20 protein-coding genes and 1 tRNA gene are annotated in these 23251 nt (G+C 71.7%); 7 read left to right on the forward strand and 14 right to left on the reverse strand.

Annotation, left to right across the window (positions count from 1 at the left end; translation table 11 throughout):
* Window positions 1-79: 79 nt before the first annotated feature.
* The 8 genes from pheS to DB32_RS22585 form a co-directional block, all read right to left on the reverse strand.
* Window positions 80-1198 carry a phenylalanine--tRNA ligase subunit alpha gene (gene pheS / locus DB32_RS22550; RefSeq protein ID WP_053234709.1) on the reverse strand — a complete coding sequence of 373 codons (1119 nt, stop codon included), beginning with the start codon at window positions 1196-1198 and terminating at the stop codon, window positions 80-82.
* A 15-nt stretch (window positions 1199-1213) separates the two neighbouring features.
* Complete coding sequence (rplT, locus tag DB32_RS22555; protein WP_053234710.1) at window positions 1214-1558, reverse strand: 50S ribosomal protein L20; 345 nt, start codon at window positions 1556-1558, stop codon at window positions 1214-1216.
* A 41-nt stretch (window positions 1559-1599) separates the two neighbouring features.
* On the reverse strand, window positions 1600-1803 hold the full coding sequence (gene rpmI, locus DB32_RS22560; RefSeq protein WP_053234711.1) for a 50S ribosomal protein L35: 204 nt from the start codon (window positions 1801-1803) through the stop codon (window positions 1600-1602).
* A gap of 121 nt (window positions 1804-1924) precedes the next feature.
* A complete protein-coding gene (locus DB32_RS22565; protein WP_157069291.1) occupies window positions 1925-3442 on the reverse strand; it encodes a hypothetical protein in 1518 nt (505 codons plus the stop codon).
* A 267-nt stretch (window positions 3443-3709) separates the two neighbouring features.
* On the reverse strand, window positions 3710-4696 hold the full coding sequence (locus DB32_RS22570) for a 2-dehydropantoate 2-reductase (RefSeq protein WP_053234713.1): 987 nt from the start codon (window positions 4694-4696) through the stop codon (window positions 3710-3712).
* 12 nt (window positions 4697-4708) lie between these two features.
* The gene (gene infC, locus DB32_RS22575) at window positions 4709-5422 is read right to left on the reverse strand and encodes a translation initiation factor IF-3 (RefSeq protein WP_053234714.1); all 714 of its coding nucleotides are present in this window, start codon (window positions 5420-5422) and stop codon (window positions 4709-4711) included.
* Between the two features lie 121 nt (window positions 5423-5543).
* The gene (gene thrS, locus DB32_RS22580; RefSeq protein ID WP_169791516.1) at window positions 5544-7532 is read right to left on the reverse strand and encodes a threonine--tRNA ligase; all 1989 of its coding nucleotides are present in this window, start codon (window positions 7530-7532) and stop codon (window positions 5544-5546) included.
* 170 nt (window positions 7533-7702) lie between these two features.
* Window positions 7703-7774, reverse strand: a tRNA-Val gene (locus DB32_RS22585).
* A 133-nt stretch (window positions 7775-7907) separates the two neighbouring features.
* On the opposite strand from DB32_RS22585, the gene DB32_RS22590 reads away from it, so the two are divergent.
* Window positions 7908-9386: a hypothetical protein gene (locus tag DB32_RS22590; RefSeq protein WP_053234716.1), complete on the forward strand. Its 1479-nt coding sequence runs from the start codon at window positions 7908-7910 to the stop codon at window positions 9384-9386.
* Window positions 9387-9936: 550 nt separating this feature from the next.
* Here DB32_RS22590 and DB32_RS22595 read toward each other — a convergent pair.
* Window positions 9937-10950 (reverse strand): NAD-dependent epimerase/dehydratase family protein, encoded by a 1014-nt coding sequence (locus DB32_RS22595; RefSeq protein WP_075097982.1) that lies wholly within the window; start codon window positions 10948-10950, stop codon window positions 9937-9939.
* 68 nt (window positions 10951-11018) lie between these two features.
* Between DB32_RS22595 and DB32_RS22600 the strand changes: the two genes are divergently transcribed.
* Window positions 11019-11972: a LysR family transcriptional regulator gene (locus tag DB32_RS22600; protein ID WP_053234717.1), complete on the forward strand. Its 954-nt coding sequence runs from the start codon at window positions 11019-11021 to the stop codon at window positions 11970-11972.
* Here DB32_RS22600 and DB32_RS22605 read toward each other — a convergent pair whose 3' ends face one another.
* Entirely contained in the window at window positions 11973-12638 is a 666-nt protein-coding gene (locus tag DB32_RS22605) for a rhomboid family intramembrane serine protease (protein ID WP_169791517.1), read from the reverse strand.
* 239 nt (window positions 12639-12877) lie between these two features.
* Here DB32_RS22605 and DB32_RS22610 point away from each other — a divergent pair, with 239 nt between their 5' ends.
* The 3 genes from DB32_RS22610 to DB32_RS22620 are packed head-to-tail and all read left to right on the forward strand — an operon-like array spanning window position 12878 to window position 16338.
* On the forward strand, window positions 12878-14290 hold the full coding sequence (locus DB32_RS22610; RefSeq protein ID WP_053234719.1) for a 3-deoxy-7-phosphoheptulonate synthase class II: 1413 nt from the start codon (window positions 12878-12880) through the stop codon (window positions 14288-14290).
* A 51-nt stretch (window positions 14291-14341) separates the two neighbouring features.
* Window positions 14342-14719 (forward strand): hypothetical protein, encoded by a 378-nt coding sequence (locus tag DB32_RS22615; RefSeq protein ID WP_053234720.1) that lies wholly within the window; start codon window positions 14342-14344, stop codon window positions 14717-14719.
* 20 nt (window positions 14720-14739) lie between these two features.
* Window positions 14740-16338, forward strand: a complete 1599-nt coding sequence (locus tag DB32_RS22620; RefSeq protein ID WP_053234721.1) for a M48 family metalloprotease — start codon at window positions 14740-14742, stop codon at window positions 16336-16338.
* Here the strand turns inward: DB32_RS22620 and DB32_RS22625 are convergent.
* A complete protein-coding gene (locus tag DB32_RS22625; protein ID WP_053234722.1) occupies window positions 16243-17733 on the reverse strand; it encodes a sensor histidine kinase in 1491 nt (496 codons plus the stop codon). The genes DB32_RS22620 and DB32_RS22625 overlap by 96 nt on opposite strands.
* Entirely contained in the window at window positions 17730-18461 is a 732-nt protein-coding gene (locus tag DB32_RS22630) for a response regulator transcription factor (protein ID WP_053234723.1), read from the reverse strand. The genes DB32_RS22625 and DB32_RS22630 overlap by 4 nt, the downstream gene beginning before the upstream one ends.
* Window positions 18462-18553: 92 nt before the next feature.
* On the opposite strand from DB32_RS22630, the gene DB32_RS45505 reads away from it, so the two are divergent.
* Together DB32_RS45505 and DB32_RS22640 are read left to right on the forward strand one after the other, a co-directional pair.
* Window positions 18554-19222 (forward strand): hypothetical protein, encoded by a 669-nt coding sequence (locus tag DB32_RS45505; RefSeq protein ID WP_053234724.1) that lies wholly within the window; start codon window positions 18554-18556, stop codon window positions 19220-19222.
* Window positions 19222-20526 carry a monooxygenase gene (locus DB32_RS22640; protein ID WP_053234725.1) on the forward strand — a complete coding sequence of 435 codons (1305 nt, stop codon included), beginning with the start codon at window positions 19222-19224 and terminating at the stop codon, window positions 20524-20526. The genes DB32_RS45505 and DB32_RS22640 overlap by 1 nt, the downstream gene beginning before the upstream one ends.
* A 292-nt stretch (window positions 20527-20818) precedes the next feature.
* Here DB32_RS22640 and DB32_RS22645 read toward each other — a convergent pair whose 3' ends face one another.
* Together DB32_RS22645 and DB32_RS22650 are read right to left on the reverse strand one after the other, a co-directional pair.
* Window positions 20819-21433, reverse strand: coding sequence for a hypothetical protein (locus tag DB32_RS22645; protein ID WP_053234726.1), 615 nt, complete (start codon window positions 21431-21433; stop codon window positions 20819-20821).
* Window positions 21434-21727: 294 nt separating this feature from the next.
* Window positions 21728-23245 carry a right-handed parallel beta-helix repeat-containing protein gene (locus DB32_RS22650; RefSeq protein ID WP_053234727.1) on the reverse strand — a complete coding sequence of 506 codons (1518 nt, stop codon included), beginning with the start codon at window positions 23243-23245 and terminating at the stop codon, window positions 21728-21730.
* Window positions 23246-23251 lie beyond the last annotated feature (6 nt).

A 23251-nucleotide genomic window follows, 5' to 3' on the forward strand; every position in this document is an offset into this window, starting at 1 on the left:
CCTCGCGCGATCCCAGGCCGACCGGGCGAGAGCAAGCGGGGCCGGAGCCCCGCGCGCAGTGTGTTGGGGGTCCTTCGAGCTACAGCTGGCTGAGGAACCGGATGTCGTTCTCGTAGAGGAGCCGGATGTCGCCGACGTTGTGGCGGAGCATCGCGATGCGATCGATGCCCATGCCGAACGCGAAGCCCGTGACCTCCTTCGGGTCCCAGCCGCAGTGCTCGAAGACGACGGGATGGATCATCCCGCAGCCCAGCACCTCCAGCCATCCGGTGCTCTTGCACACGCGGCACGCGTCGGTGCGCGCGCGCTGCGCCTCGCTGCCCGGCTCGTCGTAGGGACGACAGATCGTGCAGCCGACGTCGAGCTCGCCGCCCGGCTCGACGAACGGGAAGTAGCTCGGGCGGAAGCGCACCGGCACCTGCTCGCCGAACATCCGCTTCACGAACGTCGTGAGCACGCCCTTGAGGTGGGCGAAGGAGATCCCGCGATCGACCCAGAACCCCTCGATCTGATGGAACATCGGGGAGTGGGTCGCGTCGTCGTCGCGGCGGAACACCTTGCCCGCCGAGATGCACGCGATCGGGATCGTCCGACGGCGCGACATCTCGTGGACCTGCGCGTTCGAGGTGTGCGTGCGCAGCAGCACCTGATCCTCGAAGCGCTTGACGCCCGGCGCGCCGATCTCTCCGCCCGCGACGAAGAAGCTGTCCTGCATGTCGGTCGCAGGGTGATCGGGCGGGAAGCCGAGCCGTGTGAAGTTGAAGTCCGCGAGCTCGATCTCGGGCGCGTCCGTGACCTCGAAGCCGATCGACGCGAACACGTCGAGCAGCGCGTCGATCGTGCGCGTGATGGGGTGCAGCGCGCCGCGCGCGAGGCCGCGACCGGGCAGGCTCGGATCGATCGGAGGCGCGTCGAGCTCCGCCTGGCGCGCTGCGCGCGCGAGCCCCTCGAGGCGCGCGTCGAACGCGGACTGCACCGCGTTCTTGAGCGCGTTCGCGCGCTGGCCGAGCTCCTTGCGGCGATCGCCGGGGAGCTGCGGCATCAGCTTCAGGAGCTGCGTCACCTCGCCGCTGCCGCCGATCAGCTTCGCTGCGGCGGCGCGCAGCGAGCTCTCGTCGGGGCACTGGGCGAAGGTGGTCTCGAAGCCCGCAGCGACGCGAGCCAGACCTTCTTCGAACTTCTGGACCGCGTCGCTCATGTGGCTCTCGAGGGGTCAGCGAGCGGCGTCGACCACCGCCTTGAACGCGCCCGGGTCACGAAGCGCGAGATCCGCGAGGATCTTGCGGTCGAGCGCGATGTTCGCCTTCTTCAGCGACGAGACGAGGCGCGAGTAGCTGAGGCCGTGGGTGCGGGCGCCCGCGTTGATGCGGACGATCCACAGGCGGCGGAAGTCGCGCTTCTTCGCGCGACGAGCGCGGAACGCGTCCTGCCAGGCATTGCGCACCTGCTCGACGGCATCGCCGAAGATGCGGCCACGGGCGCCATAGAAGCCCTTGGCGTGCTTGAAGATGCGGTTACGACGACGGCGGGCCTTGAAGCCCCTCTTCGCGCGCGGCATTGCTCTTCTCCCGTTCTTTCTTCTTCAGTCGACGAGTGCGATCAGGCCCGCCCGTAGGGGAGGAGGCGCTTGACCATCTTCTCGTGGGTGGGGGAGATGAGGCTGTTCTTGCGGAGACGGCGGAGGCGGTTCGCGCTCTTGCCACGCATCATGTGGCTGAGGCCGGCGGTGCCGCGGCGCACGTGACCGGAGCCGGTCAACCACATGCGCTTCTTCGTCCCGCTGTGGGTCTTCATCTTCGGCATGACTGCGATTCCCTGACTTTCTTGGCGGCGTGAGGCCCAGCGCGCACGCGGGCCTACGCGGGGGAGCGGAGGTGTACGAGCGTGAACCTACGCAGTCAAGCGAGGGGCACGCCCGGGACCATCAGCGCGCGCCGGGAGAGAGGAAGTCCACGAGCGAGCGAAGCGAGTCGCGGAGCGGACGGGAGATGGACGTGCGCGCGAGCAGATCGCGGAGCGCTCGCGCGTCCTCGGGCGAGGGGGCCGCTCCGGCACGCCAGCGCCGACCGAGCCACGACGCGAGCGCGTGCTCCACCGTCATGCGGATCTCGGGATCGGACGCGATCTCCAGGAGGACGAGCGGCGGCGCCCAGCCACCGAGCTGGATCGCGAGGCGCGCCGCGTGGGCGCGCACGTGGACGTGCGGTGAGCGGAGGTAGGCGCGGATCCAGCGCTCGTCCTCGGCCCAGATCTGCCCGGCGAGCGAGAGCATCGCGTCACGGCTCAGCTTCGGGCGCGGATCGTCGACGAGCATCAGGCGGATCTCGCGCGTCGCCGAGCGATCGAGGCGGCGCATCGCGCCGAGCGCGGCGCGCGCGAGCTTGGGCGAAGCGTCGAGCGCCGGGACGAGGAGCTCCCAGTCGCTCGCGACGCCGTGATCGCCGAGCACGCGGATCGCGCCGCGGGAGATCCGACCGGCGACGATCTCTCGGCGATGGATCGCTGCGAGATCGACGCGCTCACCGCGCGAGGCGAGCGCGCTCAGCGCGAGATCGCGGACGCGCCGCTCGGGATCGCGCAGCGCGGCGTGCAGCACCGGGACGACGGTGCTCGGCGACGCATCGAGCTCGAGCTCGATGCCGCGGACACGCAGCCTCGCCAGCGGATCGCGCCGGAGCAGCGCCCGCCGCGCAGCGTCGGCGGGCTCGGTGCCGACGTGCCGCGCCACCCGTGATCGGACGCCGGAGTCACGATCATGCAGCGCGAGATCGACGAGCTCACGCGACGGATGATCGAGCAGCTCCACCAACGCGCGGCGGACGGACGCGCTCCGGTGCTCGACGCCAGCCCGGAGCGCGTCCTCGGGCGACGCGCGCACCGTCGCGACGACTCCGTCGACCACCGGGCCCGCGTCGACGCGCGAGAACGCGAGGAGGCGCAGCGCGAGCGGGAGCACCCCGAGCAGCGCCGAAGCCCGCTCGCGTCGGAGGTGATCACGAACGATCCCCGCCGCGCGTGCGCGCACCGGCGCGACCCAGTCGACCGTCCGCAGCACGATCCAGGGCAGCGCCTCCTCGCGATAGGCCATGAGCTCGACGAGCGCTGCCTCGCGCACGTAGCCGCTCGCGTGCAGCGAGAGCGACGCCAGCGCGAGCAGGCTGGCGCTCGCGCGCACCGCATCGGGCGTGATCGCGAGCCAGCGCTCGCGCGCGCGATGCTCGTGCGGGGACCACCGCGTCGCGCGCACCTTTGCATCGATCGCGATCCACGCGTGGCTCGGCACGCGGTCGACCAGCGCTGCGAGCGCGCCCTCCGCGATCGCCGAGATCGCGTCGAATCGCGCACGATCCCCGGCGTCCCGCGCAGGCCACGATCGCGCCGCCGCGAACGGCACCAGAGCGACGATCGCGTCCTCCGCGCGCACACCGGCGAGGCTGGTCAATGCGCTCGCGAGCGCGCGTGGTGCGTCGCCCGACGCTGGGTCGATCCGTGAGAGGGAGAGGCCGAACGCGCTGCGTCGAGGTGACATCCTCGATGTTAACCCGAAGACCACTTGCGTCGCTCCTCGACGCCGTGGGCTTCGGGTTCCGGGCGGGATGGAGGCTCGGCGGGCTTTGCCCGACGAGGGAGGGCGCGCCGCACGCGCCCTCCGGAAAGGAAGGGGCTCATGCGGTGCCCGAGTTGAGGTTCACCTCAACTCGGCGCTGCGCTAGCTCGCGAGCAGCTGCTCCGCCGTGACGCCTGCGGGCTCGCCGCGCTCCATCCGCCGGATCGCCTCGACGACGCGACGGTTCACCGGCGTGGGCACGCCGACCTTCTCGCCGAGCTCGACGATCGCGCCCTGCAGGTACGCGATCTCCGTCTTCCGACCGCGCGCGAGATCGTCCGCCATCGAGCTGCGCGCCGCGGCGTCGATCTTCACGACGCGGCCCGCGAGCGCGCGGAAGATCACGTCGGGCACCAGCAGCATCCGCGACGCGAAGCGCGGGTCCATCGTGCCGCCCAGGCGCACCGGCGAGATGCCCGCCTCGCGCAGCGCATCGAGCCCCTCGCGCTGACACGCCGAGACCACGCGACGCCATCCGCGCTGCGCGAGCTCATCCGCGAGCGACACGCCGCTGATCGCGTTCACCGCGTTGTTCAGGTTGAAGAGCAGCTTGCTCCAGAGCACCGGCTCGATCGGGTCGGCGCCCTTCGCAGGGATCCCCGCGCGATCGAGCGCCGCGAGCACGCGCAGCACGATCGCGTCCTCGCCGCGCTGCTCGATCACCACCGGTCCGCTCGTCGAGCGACGCAGCGTGCGCTCGTCGCGCCAGACCGCGTTCCACGAGACGATGCCCGCACGCGCGCGCGGCGCACCGAGCACCTGCCGGAGGATGCGCGGCGCCTCGACGCCGTTCTGCAGGCCGATCGCGATCGAGGCGTGCCGGAGGATCGACGCGGCGGCCTCCTCGAGGTCCGCCACCTTCGTCGTGATCAGCACGACCTCGCAGTCGCGCAGGGCGCCGGGATCGCTCGCGCAGCGCGGGAGCGCCTCACGGCGCGACCCGTCGAGATCCTCGAGGACGAGACCGTCCTTCGCGATGCAGTCGAGCACGCGCGGGCGCCCGACGAGCACCACGTCGTGGCCCGCCGCCGACAGCCGCCCGCCCAGGTACGAGCCGATCGTGCCGGCGCCGAGGATGCCGATCCGCATCCTCGTCCCCCGTCACTCGTCGTCGTCGTCGTCTTCGTCGTCCTCGTCGTCGTCATCCTCGTCATCGAGGTCTTCGTCGACGGGGGCGCCCTTGCTCTGGCCGTTCGCGACCTTCGCCGGCGGGCGCTCGGCGGCCTTCTTCGCAGCCTGCGCGGCCTGGGCCGCGACGCGCGCGCGGATCTCGGGCTTCGGCGCGATCAGGATCGTCATCGTCTTGCCCTCCATGCGCGGGGGCTGCTCGATGACGCCGATGTCGCGCGTCTTCTCGATGATCTCGATGAGCTGACGCTCGGCCGTCTCGGGGTGCGTGATCTCGCGACCGCGGAAGCGGCACGTGACCTTCACCTTGTTTCCTTCTTCCAGGAAGCGGCGGACGTGACGGGTCTTCACGTCCATGTCGTGATCATCCGTCTTCGGGCGGAGCTTCACTTCCTTGAGCTCCACCTGGATCTGCCGCTTCTTGGCCTCGTTCTCCTTCTTCTTCTCCTCGTACTTGAACTTGCCGAAGTCCATGATCTTGCAGACCGGCGGCATGCCCTTCGGGTTGACCTCGACGAGGTCGAGCTCCTTCTCCTTCGCGAGACGGAGCGCCTCGTGAGTCGGAAGGACACCGAGCATCTCGCCCTCGGCGCCGATGACACGGACTTCGGGGACGCGAATGCGGTGATTCGTACGAGGGCCGGAGAAGGCGGCGCGCTGGGCGCGCGGGTCGAAGCGGGGTCGGATGACTCAATCCTCCTGTGGGAAGGGCCCCTGCCCTTCCATGAACGAACGGCGATGATGGAGCGTGCGAGGGCTCATCACAAGCCCCCGCGCCACAGTCCAGAAAGGCTGCGCGAGTGCTGCGTCACTCCCCGGCCGGCGAGGGGCGGAGCGAGGGGGGACGCGACTCGTGTCGAAGGCGCGCGATCACCTGATCGAGCGCCACGAAGCCGAGGTCCTTGTCCTCGTCGCGCGAGCGGATCGCGAGGCCGCGACCTTCGACTTCCTTCTCGCCGATCACGCCGAGGAACGGGATGCGCATCAGGCGCGCGTTGCGGATCTTCGCGCCGAGCTTGTCGCTCGAGAGATCGATCTTCACGCGGAAGCCCTCGCGCGTGAGGAGCTGCTGCACCTCGCGCGCGTACGGCTCGAACTTCTCGCTCACCGTGAGCAGCGCGATCTGCTCGGGCGCGAGCCACGTCGGGAACGCGCCCGAGACGTGCTCGATCAGCACGCCCATGAAGCGCTCGATCGAGCCGAGGATCGCGCGGTGCAGCATCACGGGACGGTGCTGCGTGTTGTCCTCGCCGACGTAGGTGAGGTCGAAGCGCTCGGGCAGGTTGAAGTCGACCTGCATGGTCCCGAGCTGCCAGCTGCGTCCGATCGCGTCCTTCAAGTGGAACTCGATCTTGGGGCCGTAGAACGCGCCTTCACCCTCGGCGATCGAGTAGTCCAGCTTCTTCGCCTGCACGCCGGCGATCAGCGCCTTCTCCGCGCGATCCCAGACCTCGTCCGAGCCGAGGCGCTCGTCGGGGCGCGTCGCGATCACCACGCGCACCTCGGCGAAGCCGAAGTCCTGGTAGACCGCGTACACGAGATCGATGAACGACTCGATCTCGCCCTGCGCCTGATCGAGCGTGCAGAAGATGTGGGCGTCGTCCTGGCAGAACGTGCGGACGCGCGTGAGGCCCTGGGTGACGCCGCTGCGCTCGAAGCGATGCAGTCGACCGAAGTCCGCGACGCGCATCGGCAGCTCGCGGTAGCTGCGGCGCTGCATGCCGTAGAGGAGGCAGTGCCCGGGGCAGTTCATCGGCTTGATGCCGAAGCGGATCTTCTCCTCGAGCGCCTTCTCGATGTCCTTCGCGTTGCCGAGCGCTTCCTTGCCGAGGTGCTCGATCACGTCCTCGATGTTCTCGCGCGTCGCGGCGAGGAACATGTTCTCCGAGTACGCGGGCAGATGGCCCGACGTGAGGAAGAGCTCGCGATCGAAGATCTGCGGCGTGACGACCTCGTCGTAGCCGAAGCGCACGTAGAGGTCGCGCACGTAGTCGACGAGCTTCGCGTAGATCGATGCGCCGCGCGGCAGGAAGAACGGCGACGCGGGCGCCCACGGGTGGAAGCCGACGAGCTCGAGCTCCTTGCCGAGCTTGCGGTGATCGCGCTTCTTCGCTTCCTCGAGCTGCTTGAGGTAGGCGCGCAGCGCCTTCTCGTTCGCGAAGGCGGTGCCGTAGATGCGCTGGAGCATCGGGTTCCGCTCGTCGCCGCGCCAGTACGCGCCCGCGACCGTCGTGAGCTGGAACGCCTTGAGGTACTTCGTGCTCGGGACGTGCGGGCCCTCGCAGAGATCGACCCAGTCGCCGTGGCGGTAGATCGAGATCTGCTCGCCCATCGCGGCGAGGCGCTCGAGGTGCTCGAGCTTGTACGTCTCGCCGAGGCGCGTGAGGATGTCGCGCGCCTGATCGACCGTGACCTCTTCGCGCTCGAACGGACGATCCTCGGCGATGATCTCCGCCATCTTCGTCTCGATGGCGCGGAGATCCTCCTCGGTGAACGAGCCGCCGGGGCGATCGTAGTCGTAGTAGAAGCCGTTCTCCGTCGCGGGACCGAACGCGACCTTGGTGCCCGGGAAGAGCCGCTGCACCGCGTCGGCCATCACGTGCGACGACGAGTGGCGGATGACCCAGAGCGCGTCGGGGTGATCGAGCGCGATCGGCTTGATCGGCGTGCCCTCGGGCAGCGGCGTGTGGAGGTCGACGATCTTCTCGCGGCCGTCGATCGTCGCGCGCGCCGCGATCACGTCGGGGCGCATCGCGTTCTGCGCCTCGAGCACGGCGCGAGCAGTCGTCGTTCCCATCGTCGTCATCTCTCCTGCCTGCGGGTTCGCAGCAGCGCGAGATGAGCGAGTGAGAGCCTCGCTGCGGGTCTCGTCGCGCTGCGACTCGAGAGGTCGCTATCGCTTGCCGAGACTCAACCGAAAACCGCGCGAGCGACGGGCATCGGAGATGCCCTTGGAGCTCGCTGCATTAGGCACGGGCAGGATTGAACTGCCGACCCCTACCGTGTCAAGGTAGTGCTCTACCACTGAGCTACGTGCCTGAGGTGCTGCGTTGTCAGCCCCGTCGAAAGGGAGGCGTTTGGTAGCGCCGTGCCCTGGCGGTGTCAAGCACGTGTGAGGTGATTGTGCGTGCTGCGTCGGACGGCGGCGCGCGGTGATAGCATCGCCGCCGTCATGAAGTCGTCGTCGCTTCGCTCGTGCTTGGTCCTCGCGCTCTCGATTCCATCGCTGCTGACGATCGGATGCTCCGAAGGAGGCGGCGGACGCATGCGCGATCCCGACGGCGGCACCGTGCAGCCGACGTTCGACGGCGGACCGCTCGAGCCCGAGTGCGGCGACGGCTTCGACGAGTGCCCGACCGGGTTCTTGTGCGCGGCGGTCGGCGGGATCCCGCGGTGCGTGCCCGATCCGGATCGCCCGCCGCCGGGTGACGGAACCGACTGTCGTCCGTGCGACGCGCCCGGCGAGTGCCGCATGGGCGTGTGCGTGCAGCCGTCGGACTCCGGCGCGTTCTGCGAGTTCGATCCCGAGTGCGGTGAGGACGAGCTCTGCATCGCCGGACGATGCACGCACGATCCGCGCATCCCGATCCCGTGCGACGCGTCGATGATGTGCCCGCCTCCGCTGACGTGCGGCGAGGACGGCGTGTGCCACTGCGCGTTCACGACCGACTGCCCGATCGGCCTCGAGTGCACCGATGGTCTCTGCGTGCCGGGGCCAGGTGGCGGCGCGTGCTTCGCCGACGACATGTGCCCGCCCGAGGATCTCTGCGAGGCCGGTCGATGCAGGCCGCGAACGGTCTGCGACATCACGAACCCGGATCTCGCGGGCACGTGGACGATGACGTCGACGCTCCACGTGGGCGAGGCGGTGCCGGCGTGGATCGCGGACGTCGAGGACATCTTCCGGTTCCTCGGGACCGACGGCACGTGCATCGACTGGGACGGGCTGCCCGACTGGGTCGACATGGAGATCTGCCGCCTCGCGCAGCCGTTCATCGCGGAGTACCTGCCGCCGTGGTCGCGCGACGTGTTCCGCGCGGTCGCGGACCTGAACGTCGTGCTCGACACGTGGGTGATCGACGAGACGATGACGCTGCGCGCGGGCGCGGTGGCGGACAGCTATCGCGGCACGCACACGTGGGATCGCGTCACGTTCATGTACCGCGCGACGCCGATCGTCGGTGACCCGCTGATGGTGCGCGACTGGCGGTTCAGCCCGAGCGAGTTCAACGCGAGCGCGGTCTGCGGCGAGTTCAACATCGAGCGCCACACGATCAACGTGAGCATCGGATCGATCGTGGCGTGGCTGCTCGACGCGCTGGTGTACGAGGGCAGCGGTCGTCGCTGGACGACGCTGCGCGAGGCGCTCACCGAGGTCGCGGGCGGGTTCTGCGACGGGCTCGCGCAGGCGGCGGAAGACGCGGTCGACTATCCGAACGTCGGCACGACGGTGGACAACGTGTGCACCGGGATCGTGTCGGCGGGCGTCGACGCGGCGATCGATGCGGTGGTGAACGCGCGGATCGGCGCGGATGCGATCACGCTGCGCGGGAACGCGACGATCTCGGGGCCGAACACGTTGAGCCCGGGGCGCTGGGACGGAACGCTCGTGGGGCGCGGGTTCTCGGGGACGTTCGACGCTCGTCGGTGAGCTGGGCGATCGCCGCGCGGGGTGAGGCTTCGATGAGAGGCGCGGGGAGGAAGCCCGTGCTCGGACAGTCCTCGCGATCCGACCGATAGCGCTCGTGACGGTCGATGGCCGGGGCTCTCGTGAGCGCGGGGCGCCTTCGGCGCTTCGCGCTCACGCGCAGTCGGGGGCCACGCGGAGACTGGATGGCGCTGCGGAACTGCGCGCGGGCCCCCTCCCCGCGCCCGCGAGTCGACCGTCGGTGGGTCGCACGCCCGCGCTGAGATGTGGTCTTCCTCCGACTCCTGCTCTCGTCAGAATCTCTCGATGCGCTGAGTCGACGAACGGCAGGCCTCATTCGCGCGCGGCGACGTGGTCTTCCTTCCACTCCTGCTCTCCTCAGAAATCTCCCTGATTGAGCGGAGTCGACGAACGGCACGCGTCATTCGCGCGCTCCGACGTGGTCTTCCTTCCACTCCTGCTCTCCTCAGAAATCTCCCTGATTGAGCTGAGTCGACGAACGGCACGCATCAGTCGCGCGCTCCGACGTGGTCTTCCTTCGATTCCTGCTCTCCTAAGAGGCCGGCACGCTCGCCGTCGTCGTCGTGGAGCGCGCCTTCCTGCGCTCCGCGCGGAGCTCTTCGAGGCCGTCCTGGTACGTCACGATCGGCGCGTAGCCGAGCTCGTCGCGGGCCTTCTTCGTGCTCACCGTGACCGTGCTCGACATCATGTCGATCGCGAACCTCGTCATCGGGGGCGTGCTGCGCAGGCCGAGCGTGCGCCACACCGACTCGACGACGCGCGCGAGCGGACGCGCGAGCGACGACGGCACGTTGCGCGTGCCCAGCTCCACACCCGCGGCGGCATCGGCGAGCTGCGAGAGGAAGTCGCGCATCGTGTGCGTCTCGGCGTCGGCCACGAAGTACGCGTTCCCTGGACGACCTCTCGTGAGCGCGAGCTCCAGCGCGTGCGCGATGTTGTGGACGTGCGTGGCCGACGTCCGCACGCGGCCTCCGTCGAGCCACGCGAACCGACCGGTCTCCGCCATGCGCAGCACCGCCGGCAGCACCGTCGTGTCGCGCGTGCCCCACACGAGGCGCGGGCGGATCGAGAGCGTCTCGAACCCGGGCGCGCTCGCCGCGAGCACGCGGCGCTCGGCCTCGGCCTTCGTGACGCCGTAGAGGTACGGGCTCGACGTCGGGTACGGCGCGCGCTCGTCGACGTCGACGAGATCGCGCCCCGCGAAGATCGCCGCCTCGGTGCCGACGTGCACGAAGCGGCGCACGCCGGCGCGGCGAGCAGCCTCGAGCACGCGCGTCGTGCCGTCGACGTTCGCGCGCTCGAACTCGTCCTTCGTGCCCCACTCCTCCGCGCGCGCGGCCGCGTGGATCACCGCGTCGCACTCCGCGAGGTGCTCGGGGCGCACGTCGTCGAGATCACAGCGCACCGGCGTCGCGCCATAGCGACGAGCCAGCTCCGCGCTGCGATCCGAACGCGCCATCGCGCGCACGTCGTGGCCCTTCCGCACGAGGTGCTCGACCAGGTGACCGCCGACGAACCCCGAAGCTCCGGTGACGAAGACGCGCATCGCCCGATCATGCCGGACGCCGACCATGCGTCCCATCGATGGCTCGCAGACATCCATGCACGACGTCGATGGATGCGCGAAGCTCGTTCGCGATGCTCACCGCCGCGCCGGAGCTCGCCGGGATCGATCTGAACCTGCTCGTCGTGCTCGACGCGCTGCTCGCCGAGCGCAACGTGACGCGCGCCGCACGACGGCTGGGGCTCACCCAGCCGAGCACGAGCCACGCGCTCTCGCGGCTGCGCGAGCTGCTCGGCGATCCGCTGCTCGTGCGCGTCGGACGCGCGATGCACACGACGCCGCGCGCCGACGCGCTCGCCCCCGCGCTGGCCCGCACGCTCGCCGACGTGCGCCGTCTGCTCCAGGTCGAGCCCGCGTTCGATCCCGCGACGTCGCAGCGCGCGTTCACCGTCGCGTGCCCCGATCTGCTCGCGCCTCAGGTGCCGGCGATCGTCGCGCGCATGCAGCGCGAGGCGCCTCACTGTGGGCTCGAGCTGCGTCCTCCGATCGCCGGCGACGACACGACGGCGCTCGGCGCGGGCGGCATCGATCTCGCGCTCGCGCCCGCGCCGCGCGAGGGAACGGGGCTGGTGCAGCGCGCGCTCGGCACCGTGCGCTGGGGCGTGCTCGCGAGGCGCGGTCACCCGGCCCTGCGGCGTCGGACGATCACGCGCGAGGCGTGGCTCGCGCATCCGCACGTCGTCGTGCGCACCGGCAGCGCGTCGCCCAGCGCGGTGGGCGTCGCGATCGAGCGGCTGGGGCTCGAGCGGCGCGTGGGCCTCGTGGTGCCGGGGTTCCTGCTCGTGCCGCGCGTCGTCGCGTCCACGGACATGCTCGCGGCGGTGCCGCGCGAGCTCGTGGTCGACGTCGCGCGCGAGATGGATCTCGTCGTCGTCGATGTGCCGATCCCGATCGGCGCGATCCCGGTCGCGGCGCTCTGGCACGAGCGCTTCCACGCGGACGCCGGGCATCGCTGGATGCGCGGCGTGATCGTCGAAGAGCTGACGCGCGCGCTGCGATCGTGATCAGCGCATCAGCGGCACGCCGAGCCACGCGATGCCGCACATCGCAGCCCCGACCGCGGCGACCACGGGATACGCCCAGTACGCGCGCTGCGGGCCCTCGCGCGTGACCGTCGGCGTGGCGAGCAGGCCGGTGAGGAAGCCCATCACGAGCCCTCCGACGTGCGCGGCCATGTCGATCCCCGGCAGCGTGAAGCCGAGCGCGAGGTTGATGAGCACGAACGTGACCAGGCTGCGCCGCAGGTGCGCCGAGACGTGCGGATCGATGCGGCCACGGTTGCGCACGAGGAACGCGAGGAACGCGCCCGCGACGCCGAACACCGCGCCCGACGCGCCGACGCTCACGCCCACCGGGTTGATGCTCACGCTCGCGAGGCTGCCGCCGATGCCCGCGACGAGATAGACGAGCGAGAACCCGAGCGCGCCGTACACGCGCTCGGTGAGGCGCCCGAGATCCCAGAGCACGTACATGTTGAACGCGAGGTGGATCAGCCCCGCGTGCACGAAGCACGCGGTGACCAGGCGCCACCACTGACCCCCGAGCGTGTAGGGCCCGAAGTTCGCGCCCCAGCCGAGCAGCGACTGCGCGGTCGGCGCCATCGCGCCCACACCGCTCGCGATCATCAGGCCCATCACGAGCACGTTGGCGATCACGACGGTGAGCGTCACCGGCGTCCGATCGCTCGCGCGACGAGCCGGAGCGCGATCGGCCGGAGCGCGATCGGTCGGAGTCTGCGGACGCGGCGTCTCGCGCGGACGCGGACCGACGCGCGGCTCGGGGGTCGGCCCACGGAACGAAGGCCCCTGCGGCGGAAGAACCATCCCAGTGACCGATGTAGGCACCGATCGCCCGAGGCCCGAGCCTGTGCGCTCGCGCACAGGCCTGTTTGGCTCTACACCTCCGCCCCATGACCGGCAGCAAGCGCGACACGACCGCCCCGAAGCCCTCCACCGCTCCGCGCGGCTGGCACCCCGATTCGTGGCGTGAGTTCCCCGTCGCGCAGGGCATCACGTACCCGGATCCGGCGAAGCTCGCGGCCGCGGTCGAGACGCTGCGCAACATGCCGCCGCTCGTGACGTCGTGGGAGATCGAGCGCCTCAAGAAGCACCTCGCCGACGCGCAGGAGGGCCGGCGCTTCATCCTGCAGGGCGGCGACTGCGCCGAGACGCTCGCGGACACGCGGCCGCGCGTCATCAGCGCGAAGCTGAAGATCCTGATGCAGATGTCGCTCGTGCTGGTGCACGGCTCGATGAAGCCGGTGGTCCGCATCGGGCGCATCGCGGGGCAGTACGCGAAGCCGCGCAGCCAGCCGACCGAGCGCGGCAAGCTCGCCGACGGGCGCGAGGTCGAGCTGCCGAACTACTTCGGGGATCTCGTCAATCGCGCGGAATTCACGCCCGAGGCGCGCGCGGCGGATCCGCAGCTCTTGCTCGCGGGCTACCAGCACGCCGCGCTCACGCTGAACTTCGTGCGCTCGCTGACCGAGGGCGGCTTCGCCGATCTGCATCACCCCGAGCAGTGGGACCTCGCGTTCTTCGAGAACGCGGTGCTGCCCGGGACGTTGCGCGAGGAGTACCAGCGCACGAGCCGTCAGCTTTCGGAGGCGCTGCGCTTCATGGAGGCGCTCGGCGAGAAGACGATCGACGACCTCACGCGCGTCGAGTTCTACACGAGCCACGAGGGCTTGAACCTCGAGTACGAGTCGGCGCAGACGCGCACCGTGCCGCGCCGTGATCAGTGGTACGACCTGACGACGCACCTTCCGTGGATCGGCGAGCGCACGCGCCAGCTCGACGGCGCGCACGTCGAGTTCTTCCGCGGCATCGCGAACCCGGTCGGCGTGAAGATCAGCGCGAGCGCGAAGCCCGACGAGGTGCTCCGGCTGATCGAGACGCTCAGCCCCGACGACGAGCCGGGCAAGATCGTGCTGATCACGCGCATGGGCGTGCGGCGCGCGGCGGACGCGCTTCCGGGGCTGCTCTCGGCGATCAAGGCGTCGGGACGTCGCGTGCTGTGGATCTGCGATCCGATGCACGGCAACACGCAGACGACGTCGAGCGGGCGCAAGACGCGCGACTTCGGCGACATCCTGCGCGAGATCGAGATCACGATGGACGCGCACGCGGCGGCGGGCACCGTGATGGGCGGCGTGCACTTCGAGCTGACCGGCGAGGACGTGACCGAGTGCGTCGGCGGCGCGGCGGGCATCACCGAGGGCGACCTCGAGATGAACTACGCGACGGCGTGCGATCCGCGGCTCAACTACCGTCAGGCGCTCGAGATGGCGTTCTCGATCGCGCGCAAGCTGCGCAACCGTTAGCGCGCCGCGGAGAAGTGGGCGCGCCGGAGCGGCGCTTGTAGCATCGCGGCCATGCGAGCGGCGTGGATCGCGTGCGTGGTGATGATGGCGACGGCGAGCGGCATCGCGGGATGCGGCGGAGGCCTCGAGTCCGCGCACGCCGATCCCACCGAGCACGAGGACGATGCGATGCTCGCGCGGCAGTGGCACGAGCGCGTGGTGCGCCTCGAGAGCGAGGCGAACGTCGCGGCGCAGCGCGAGGAAGCGTGCGCGCCGCGGTGCGAGATCGCAGGGCACGCGTGCGACCTGAGCGGGCGCATCTGCGAGCTCGCCGAGCGCGACGATCACGACGAGGGGACGCGCATGCTCTGCGAGGACGCGCGGCCTCGCTGCGATCGTGCGCGCGCTGCGGCGGGGGCGTGCGGGTGCGAGGGACGCGCGACCGAGTGAGCACGTAGACTCTCTCCGCGTTGGGCTCCGAGGCGATCGAGGCGGTTCGCGCGGTCCTGCCCTGGTGGGTCGGGATCGGCGCGCTCGTGTGGGTGCCGCTCGCGGCGCTCGTGTCGTTCGTGGGCGCGCACGTCGGCGTGTCGCTGGCGCTGCTCGCGGCGCGTGGGACGCCGGGCGACGCGCACTGGACCGAGCGCGCGCGTCGCGCGTGGCCGGCGCGCGTGGTCGCGTCGAGCGCGCCGATGCTCTGCGCGATCGTGCTCGGTGTGACGGCGGGCGTGGTCGCGGGGCCGCTCTCGTACCTGCGCGGCGGGGCGCTCGGCGTGCTCGTCGGGATCGCGGCGTTCGCGGGCGCGTACCCGCAGCTCGGTCGCGTGGAGCGCCGCATCGGGAGGCGCGTGGTGCCGCTGCGCGAGCGTCTCGCGGGACAGGTCTTCGTGTTCCTCGCGATGTACCCGCACGTGCTGATCGTGCTCGTCGGCGGCGCGCTGATGCCGGCGGAGCCGCTGCCCGCCGCGGTCGTCGCGGCGGTGATCTTCGCGATGCTCGTGGCGGTCGCGCTGGGCGCGGGGCTGCGCGTCGCGGTCGCGCTCGGGCTCGCGCGCCCTGCCGACGCGCGGATCACGACGATCGTCGACGCGTGCGCGGAGAAGGTCGGCGTGCGCGCGAAGCGCACGTGGGTGGTGCGCTGGCCGATGGTCAACGCGCTCGCGTTCCCGCGCACCGCGGAGCTCGCGTTCACCGAGCACGCGGTGCGCGAGCTCAGTGACGAGGAGATCGCCGGCGTCACCGCGCACGAGCTCGGCCACCTCGGCGAGCCGCGCAGCGTGGTGCTCGCGCGGTCGGTCGCGCTCGTGGCGCTGTACCCGCTCGCGCTGATCCGTCCGCTGATGCACGCGTTCGGGCGCGGCGACGCGATCCGCGGCTTGCTCGTGCTCCTCGGGCTCGTGCTGGTGGCGCTCGTCGTGAGCCGCGTGGTGCAGCGCATCGCGCGCCGCATGGAGGAGCGCGCCGACGCGATCGCGCACGCGCACGAGGACGACGAGGGGAGCTACGCGCGCGCGCTCGAGCGCATCTACGAGCTGAACCTCGCGCCGGCGGTGACGCGCGTGGCGAAGCCGGTGCACCCGCACCTCTACGATCGGCTCGTCGGCGCAGGGCTCACGCCGAGCTATCCGCGGCCCGCGGCGCCGCCGCGCGCGGCGCAGACGATCGGCACGCTCGCGGTGCTCTTCGTGATCACCGCGGGGAGCGTGGGGTGGACGACCGCGCTCGCGCTCGCGGAGCCCGGCCCAGGGCCACCGCCCGCGTGGATCGTCGCGCTGCGTGGCGGTCCGACCGACGATCTCGGCGAGCACGCCTACGCGCGCTGGGACGCCGGCGATCTCGAGGGCGCCCTGCCGTTCTATCGCGCGCTGATCGAGCTCGAGCCGGACATCGCGCACTGGCCGCTCGAGACGGCGCGGCTCGCGTCGTGGCTCGAGCGCTGCGACGACGCGCAGGCCGCGCTCGAGATCGCTCGGTCACGCATCGAGACCGTCGACCCCGCGGCCCAGGGGCTCGAGGTCTCGATCGCCGCCGTCGAGGCGTGCTTCGCGCGCCGCGGGCTCGCGCGGTAGCGAGAGGCGCGCCTCGGTGCCGACGGCGAGCGTGCTCCGCAGCTCGAGCGTGCCGCCGTGCGTCTGCGCGATGCCGCGCGCGATGGCGAGGCCGAGCCCGCGCCCTCCGGTGCCGCGCGCGCGCGACGGATCGACGCGGAAGAGCGGCTCACCGATGCGCGCGAGATGCTCCTCCGCGATCCCTTCGCCCTCGTCGCGCACCACGACGCTCGCGTCTCCCCGCGCGTCGCGACCGACCTCGACGAGCACGGCGCCGCCCGCGCGCGAGTGGCGGATCGCGTTGTCGAGCAGGTTGCGGATCACCTGTCCGACGCGCCGTCGATCGACGTCCGCGATGACGCCGTGTCCTTCCGCGCGCACGGTCACCGACGCGTCCTTCGCGCGCGGCGCGAGCGCGTCGATCTCGCAGCGGGCGATCGCGAGCAGATCGTGGGGCGCGCGCTCGAGCGACATGCCGTCGTGCTCGAGCCGCGAGAGGGTCTCGAGATCGTCGGCGAGCGCGTCGAGCGCGAGCGCCTGCTCGTACGCGACCTCGACGTAGCGACGGCGCGTCTCGGGATCCGCGTCGACGTCGTCCATCCGGAGCGACTCGAGGTACCCGAGCACGCTCGTGAGCGGCGTGTTGATCTCGTGGGTGAACGCGGCGAACAGCGCGCGCTTGCGCGCTTCCTCGCGACGCAGCGTGGCGACGAGATCCTCCACGCGATCCGCCATGCGGTTGAAGTCGCGCACCAGCGCACCGAGCTCGTCGTCGCCCGCGGCGGGCAGCCGGCGATCGAGCGCGCCTCCGGCGATCGCGTGCACGACGCGCTGCGTGCTCCGGATGCCGTGGCGGATGCGGTGCGCGAGCATCGCGGTCACGCCGAGCGCGAAGAGCGCGAGCATCACGACGATGATGCTCAGCGTACGCATCCGCACGGCCGTGAACGTCGCCGCCGCGCTGTGCTCGAACACGCCGAGGTACGCGGCGCGCCCCGCGCCCTCGACGCGCGCGATCATCTCGGTGGGCGCGTCGAGCCGCTGCGCGCCGATCGAGCGCGGTCGTCCCGGCGTCGCGTCGGCGAGCTCCCGCATGCGCGCGTCGAGGCGCTCGGGCACGTCGGGCTGATCGTCGCGCGAGCGCGCGAAGAGCACGCCGTCGTGATCGTAGAGCGCGATGCAGAAGCCCTCGACGTCTCCCAGCTCACGGCGCAGCGACGCGTCGTCCGCGTTCCCCGCGCGCACGATCGCGATCGAGAGCGCGAGCCCGGGCTGCACGAGCCGCGCGCGCAGCTCCTCGCCGTAGACCAGCAGCGTCAGGCGGAACACGAGCCAGAGACCGAGCGCGACGAGCACGACCAGCGTCGCGACCGCGACGCCGATCTTGAGCGACACGCGCTGGCGCAGCGCCCTCACGCGTCCTCGTGTCGATCCGAGCGCTGCGGCTCGAAGCGCTGCGGCTCGAAGCGATAGCCGACGCCGTGCACGGTCGTGATCGGATCGCCGACGAGCCCCGCGGCCGCGAGCTTCTTGCGCACCCGCGTCACGTGCGAGTCCACGGTGCGCGCATAGCCCGCGTGTCGATAGCCCCACACCTCCGCGAGGAGATCCTCGCGCTCGAGCACGCGCGACGGGTGCTGCGCGAGATGCGCGAGCAGATCGAATTCCTTGGGGGTCAAACGAACTTCGCCGCTGCGAACGCGCACCGAACGCGACGCGAGATCGATCCGCATCCCCGCGATCTCGATCGTCGACGCGGGCGCGGGCGCGCGTGGCCGTCCCGCGAGCGCGAGCAACGCACCGACACGACGCACCAGCTCCGCGACGCCGAACGGTTTGCGCACGTAGTCGTCGGCGCCCGCTTCGAAGCCGGCGACCGCGTCCTCTTCACCGCTGCGCGCAGTGAGCATGAGCACGACCGGCTGCGCGCCACCGCCGCGCCGGATCGCGCCGCAGACCTCGAGGCCGCTCCTCCGCGGGAGCATCACGTCGAGGACGAGCAGGTCCGCAGGCTCGGCCGCGTGCTTCGCGAGCGCCTCGTCTCCGTCGCGTGCGATCGCCACCCGGTGTCCCGCGCGCTGGAGATGGTCTGCCACCAACGTCGCGATCGGCCCTTCGTCCTCCACCACCAGGATGCTCGCCACCGATCGATCATCGCACGACCACGCTCGCGAGAGGTCCCGTGCACAAAACGTCCACACCGCCCCGAGGCGCGTCCTCGTATGCTCGTTCCCCTATGAAATCCGGGGGAATCATCGCGTTTGCGCTGACGCTGTCGGCGCTGGTGATCGCGTGTGGAGGAGAGTCGGACGCGCCCGACGACGCCGGTGCGCGCATCGATGCGCAGACCGAGATCGTCGATGCGGGCGCGCCCGCGGCGGATGCGGGCTGCGACGTCAGCCCGGAGCCCGACGCGGTGCCGGAGATCGCGGGAGGCTTCGACGTCGCCACGGTCGACGGAGGCTCGAACGTGCCCGTCGCGACCGGCGGTGATCCCACGGGCACGTGGGTGTTCGACGAAGCGACGTTCTACGTCTCCGAGACCGCCGCGACGATGTTCGATCGCGAGGCGTCGACGGTCGGCGGTCGCGCGTGGGCCGCGTTCGACGGCACCGAGGCGCGCCTCGACTTCGAGTTCGTCACGACGCTCAACGGCACGCCCGCGGGCACGATCGTGCGGCCGAGCTCGACGCAGATCCGCGGCACCTACGAGGTCGACGGGAGCGCGATCGTCATCACGCCCGCGTGCGCGCAGTCGAGCGCGGGAGGAGCCGGCGGCGGTGGCAGCGCGGGCGGCCTGCAGTTCTCGATGGACGGCGACGTGGGCCGGCTGATCACGAGCGTCAGCGGCACCGCCGGGATGATCACGATCGTGCTCGATGGGACGAGGAGGGGGACGCCGTGATGAGAACGAAGACGTGGATCGCTCCACTGCTCGCGATCAGCGGGCTCGCAGCGTGCGACGGCGGCGACGAGGCGCCCGAGGTGCTGCGGCTGCCCGCCCACGTGCAGGCGATCGTCGACGCGCGCTGCGGGGGATGTCACTCGGATCCGCCGCAGTTCAGCGCGCCGATGTCGGTGCTCTCGTACGAGGCGATGCACGCGATGGCGGTGACGAGCCCGTCGCGTCGCGTGTTCGAGCTCGTCGGCGATCGCATCCACGACGAAGCGCGCCCGATGCCGCCCGGCGAGCAGCTGCCCGCGGAAGAGCTCGCGGTGCTCGACGCGTGGATCGCCGCGGGCGCGCCGGCGGGTCAGGGCTCGACCGACGACGCGGGCGCTCCGATGCAGGCGCCGATCGGCCCCGAGCACCTGCCGTGCGAGGTGACCCACGAGTTCCGCGCGCACGCGCCCGGCGCGATGGACGCGCCCTACGAGCTCGCGCCCGCGGCGGGCAACACGACGATGTGCTTCGCGTTCGCGTCGCCGTTCACCGACGTCGAGCAGGGCACGGCGTTCGCGCCGATCATCGACGACCCGCGCGTGCTCCATCACTGGATCATCTTCGGCGCGACCGCGCTGCCCGAGGGGATCGAGCCGGGCGATGCGTGGGAGTGCGGCACCGCGCTGAACCAGGGCTCGCAGTTCCTGCAGGGCTGGGCGCCGGGAGGGCGGAACTCGGTGCTGCCGGACACGATGGGACGCGAGCTGCCGGGCTCGACCGGCTTCGTGGTCCTGCAGGTGCACTACTGGAACGTCGCGGGCTACGGCGACGTGCGCGACCGGAGCGGCGTCGCGATGTGCTCGACGCAGACCGCGCGCGAGCACGAGATCGGCACGTCGACGCTCGGCTCGCTCGCGATCGCGATCCCGCCGCGCGCGCGGGGGCACGAGGTGGTCGGGCGCTGCACGCCCGCGATCACGGCGCCGGTGACGGTCGTGGGGTCGGGCCTGCACATGCACACGCACGGCGTCTCGATCCGCACCGAGGTGCTGCGCGGCGGCAGCGAGGCCGACGTCGTGATGCTCGCGGACGAGCCGCACTGGGACTTCAACGCGCAGACCGGATGGATCCCGCCCGGCGGCTCGCTGGTGATCAACCCGGGCGACGTGCTGCGGACGACGTGCGTCTACGACAACCCGACGGACGCGCCGATCTACTTCGGCGAGCGAACGGAAGACGAGATGTGCTTCAACTTCGTCTCGGCCTATCCCGCAGGCGCGCTCGCGAACGCAGCGGGCGCAGCACGCAGGCTCTGCGTCGAGTGAGCACGCTGCGCCGCGCGCTCGGGATCGAATGAGCGCAGCGTGACGATGGACGGGCGCGTGAGCGGCGAGCACCGCAAACGCGCCCGCAGCCGTTCGCACCCCGCACGCGCCGTCGCACGGCCGTCCGGACCCACACCGCGCCGACGGCGCCTTGTTGCATCGGGGGGACGAGTCCCGGTGCGGCGCCGTCGGCGCGGTGTTTCCGCGAGGAAGGGGACGAGGAACGAGGAGGCGAACGAGAGAAAATCGTCTGGGTCGCGCTCGCGCCGGAACGCGAGCGCGACCGGAGGCTTCAGGACGCGAGCGCGAGCGAGTCGACGAAGCGCGCGAACGGGCGCCACGGCTCGTCGGCATCGAGCGTCTGCAGATCCTCGAGGTGCAGTGCCTGCGCGAGCGTCACCGCGATCCACGCGCGACGACCCGGCATCGCGACCAGCGGGACGAAGCGCAGCGCCACGTCCTTCGACTCGAGGAGCACGTTGAGCGCGTACACGAACGAGCGCGGCGGCAGACCGTCCATCGACACCGGGCGCGCACGACCGCTGCGCGCGTGCGTCTGCATGCGGCGCAGCGTGACGCGCGCGCGCGTCGTCGCGATCGTCTCGCGCTCGGTCGCGAGGCGAACCTCGAGGCCCTCCGCCGTGCGACGCGTCGCGATGCGGACCTCGGGCAGGATCAGCTGCGTCGCGCCCGCGAGCGCCTCGGGCGCGGTCGGCTCGTCGGCGAGCTCGAGCACGCGGTCCGACTGCGCGCGCCAAGCGCGCTCCACCGGGTCGCCCGACGCGTGGTAGTGGGCCGCGAGCACCATCGCCATCGTCGCGTCCGTCGGCGGCGCCGACATCAGCCGGGTCAGCCAGCGCGCGTCGAGCTCGCGCGCGAGGCCCGCGTCGCGCCACCCCGCGAGCACGGGGACCCAGCTTGGATGCACACCCGACGGAAGATCACGGCGTGCCGCCTTGGTGGAAGCTTCCATGCCGCGGCTTCGAGCAACCCACGTGCCGTCGAGGCGGTGCGCACCGTGGTTTCCGAAAGGCTCATGAATTCCGTGGCTCGCCGCCACTGGGTGGCGACTCCAGCAGCCGATCGTGCGGGGCGAGCGCACGCACGTGAGGCACGTGCGCGCACGCTTTGCGCTGAACGTGGAACCTAGAGCGCGGAGCGCGCCGGTTCTCACACCTCGGACCCCATCGGAGCGACGCGATCAGAGCGACGGTCGCCACGCGATCGCGGGCGGCATGATGATGCCCGCGACGTCGATTCCGCCGCCGAAGACGCCGTCGTTCGTGAGGGCCGCGCCCTCGCGGATCACCGCTGCGTCCCAGCCCGCCGGCATCACCGCGCGCTGCGAGACGACGCCGAGCGCGCTCCCCGCCGCGCGTGCGCGCACGTTCGTGAGCGACACGCTCGCGGGCGCGGCGCCGCCGAGATCGACGAGCAACCCGGCGCGCGCGTTGTCGTCGAGCGCCACGTCGGCGAGCACGATCGCGGGCATCGGCGCGGTCCCCGACGCGCGCCGCACGAGCACGCCGTCGCCGAGCTCGACCGTGCCCGAGGTGCTCGGCACCGGCGCGCGCACCTGGCGCGCGACGGTCGACCCACGCACCTCGACGCGCTCGGCATCGATCGCGACGACGCCTGCGCCGTCGCCGCCTTCGAGGTCGAGCGCGCGCGCCACGAGCGAGCCGCCCTGCACCTGCACCGCGGGCGCGCCGAGGCCCGACGCAATCACGCCATCGATCGCGACCGCGCTGCGATCGGCGAACACGCCGTACCCGGCCCCGTTCTCGACGCGCAGATCGGCGATCTCGACGCGCGGCGACGACACCGCGGACACCGCGATCGCCGGCACGCCATTGCCCGCGAAGAGGTCGGTGATGCGCACGCCGCGCACGCGCACGTCGGACTCGAACGCGGAGACGACGATGCCGCGCACGTCGTCCGCGTCGGGCTCGACGTCGGTGTCGATCACCTCGAGCACGCTGCGCTCCACCGAGAGGCCGCCGACCGCGAGCCCGCTGATGTCGAGATCCTCGACGCGCACGCCGCTCGCTCCGGGCGCCGCGAGATCGCCGACGTCGACCGCGACGACCGCCCACGTCCCGGTGCCGGCGGACGTGGTCGGCGCGCTCGCGGCCGCCGCTTCGAACATCGGCCCGTCGATCTTCACCGAGCGCATCACGACGCGCTCACGCCCACGCAGCGCGACGCCGGCGCCGCGCGCGATGTGGACCGAGACGCGCTCCATCGTCGCGTCGCCGTCGCCCGCCGCGCGCATCGCCCAGCCGCCGCCGAGCACGTTCACGCGCAGATCACGCACCGTCGCTCCGGTGCCCTCCGCGAATTCGATCGCGGCACCGGTGTCGCCGCCGTCGACCTCGGACGTCGGGCCCTCGCCCGCGAGCGTCACGCCGGGCGGCACGACGAGCGGGCCCTCGGCGCGGCATCCCTGGCGCAGCACGACCGTGGCGCCCGGCGCGGCAGCCGCGAGCGCCGCGCGCAGATCACCGATCGCACAGACCGGGAACACGCCGGCATCCGCCGGCATCGCGGCGTCGGGCCCGGCGCGCGAGGCTCCGTCGTCGTCGTCGTCCTCTCGCGAGCCATCGACCTCGACGCTCCCGTCGTGCCCCCCGTCGCTCGACGAGCCGCTCCCGTTCGCGCCCTGCCCCGCGCCGCAGCCGGCGAGCAGGAGCGCGAGCGCCACGCGCTTCCCCCACATGAGCGC

It is taken from the genome of Sandaracinus amylolyticus (genome assembly GCF_000737325.1).
Lineage (GTDB): Bacteria > Myxococcota_A > Polyangia > Polyangiales > Sandaracinaceae > Sandaracinus > Sandaracinus amylolyticus.

Excerpts from the sequence above, each read along its gene's own strand:
- pheS (WP_053234709.1), bottom strand. The coding sequence starts at position 1,198 with ATGAGCGACGCGGTCCAGAAGTTCGAAGAAGGTCTGGCTCGCGTCGCT.
- rplT (WP_053234710.1), bottom strand. The coding sequence starts at position 1,558 with ATGCCGCGCGCGAAGAGGGGCTTCAAGGCCCGCCGTCGTCGTAACCGC.
- rpmI (WP_053234711.1), bottom strand. The coding sequence starts at position 1,803 with ATGCCGAAGATGAAGACCCACAGCGGGACGAAGAAGCGCATGTGGTTG.
- DB32_RS22570 (WP_053234713.1), bottom strand. The coding sequence starts at position 4,696 with ATGCGGATCGGCATCCTCGGCGCCGGCACGATCGGCTCGTACCTGGGC.
- thrS (WP_169791516.1), bottom strand. The coding sequence starts at position 7,532 with ATGGGAACGACGACTGCTCGCGCCGTGCTCGAGGCGCAGAACGCGATG.
- DB32_RS22590 (WP_053234716.1), top strand. The coding sequence starts at position 7,908 with ATGAAGTCGTCGTCGCTTCGCTCGTGCTTGGTCCTCGCGCTCTCGATT.
- DB32_RS22595 (WP_075097982.1), bottom strand. The coding sequence starts at position 10,950 with ATGCGCGTCTTCGTCACCGGAGCTTCGGGGTTCGTCGGCGGTCACCTG.
- DB32_RS22600 (WP_053234717.1), top strand. The coding sequence starts at position 11,019 with ATGGATGCGCGAAGCTCGTTCGCGATGCTCACCGCCGCGCCGGAGCTC.
- DB32_RS22610 (WP_053234719.1), top strand. The coding sequence starts at position 12,878 with ATGACCGGCAGCAAGCGCGACACGACCGCCCCGAAGCCCTCCACCGCT.
- DB32_RS22615 (WP_053234720.1), top strand. The coding sequence starts at position 14,342 with ATGCGAGCGGCGTGGATCGCGTGCGTGGTGATGATGGCGACGGCGAGC.
- DB32_RS45505 (WP_053234724.1), top strand. The coding sequence starts at position 18,554 with ATGAAATCCGGGGGAATCATCGCGTTTGCGCTGACGCTGTCGGCGCTG.
- DB32_RS22640 (WP_053234725.1), top strand. The coding sequence starts at position 19,222 with ATGAGAACGAAGACGTGGATCGCTCCACTGCTCGCGATCAGCGGGCTC.
- DB32_RS22650 (WP_053234727.1), bottom strand. The coding sequence starts at position 23,245 with ATGTGGGGGAAGCGCGTGGCGCTCGCGCTCCTGCTCGCCGGCTGCGGC.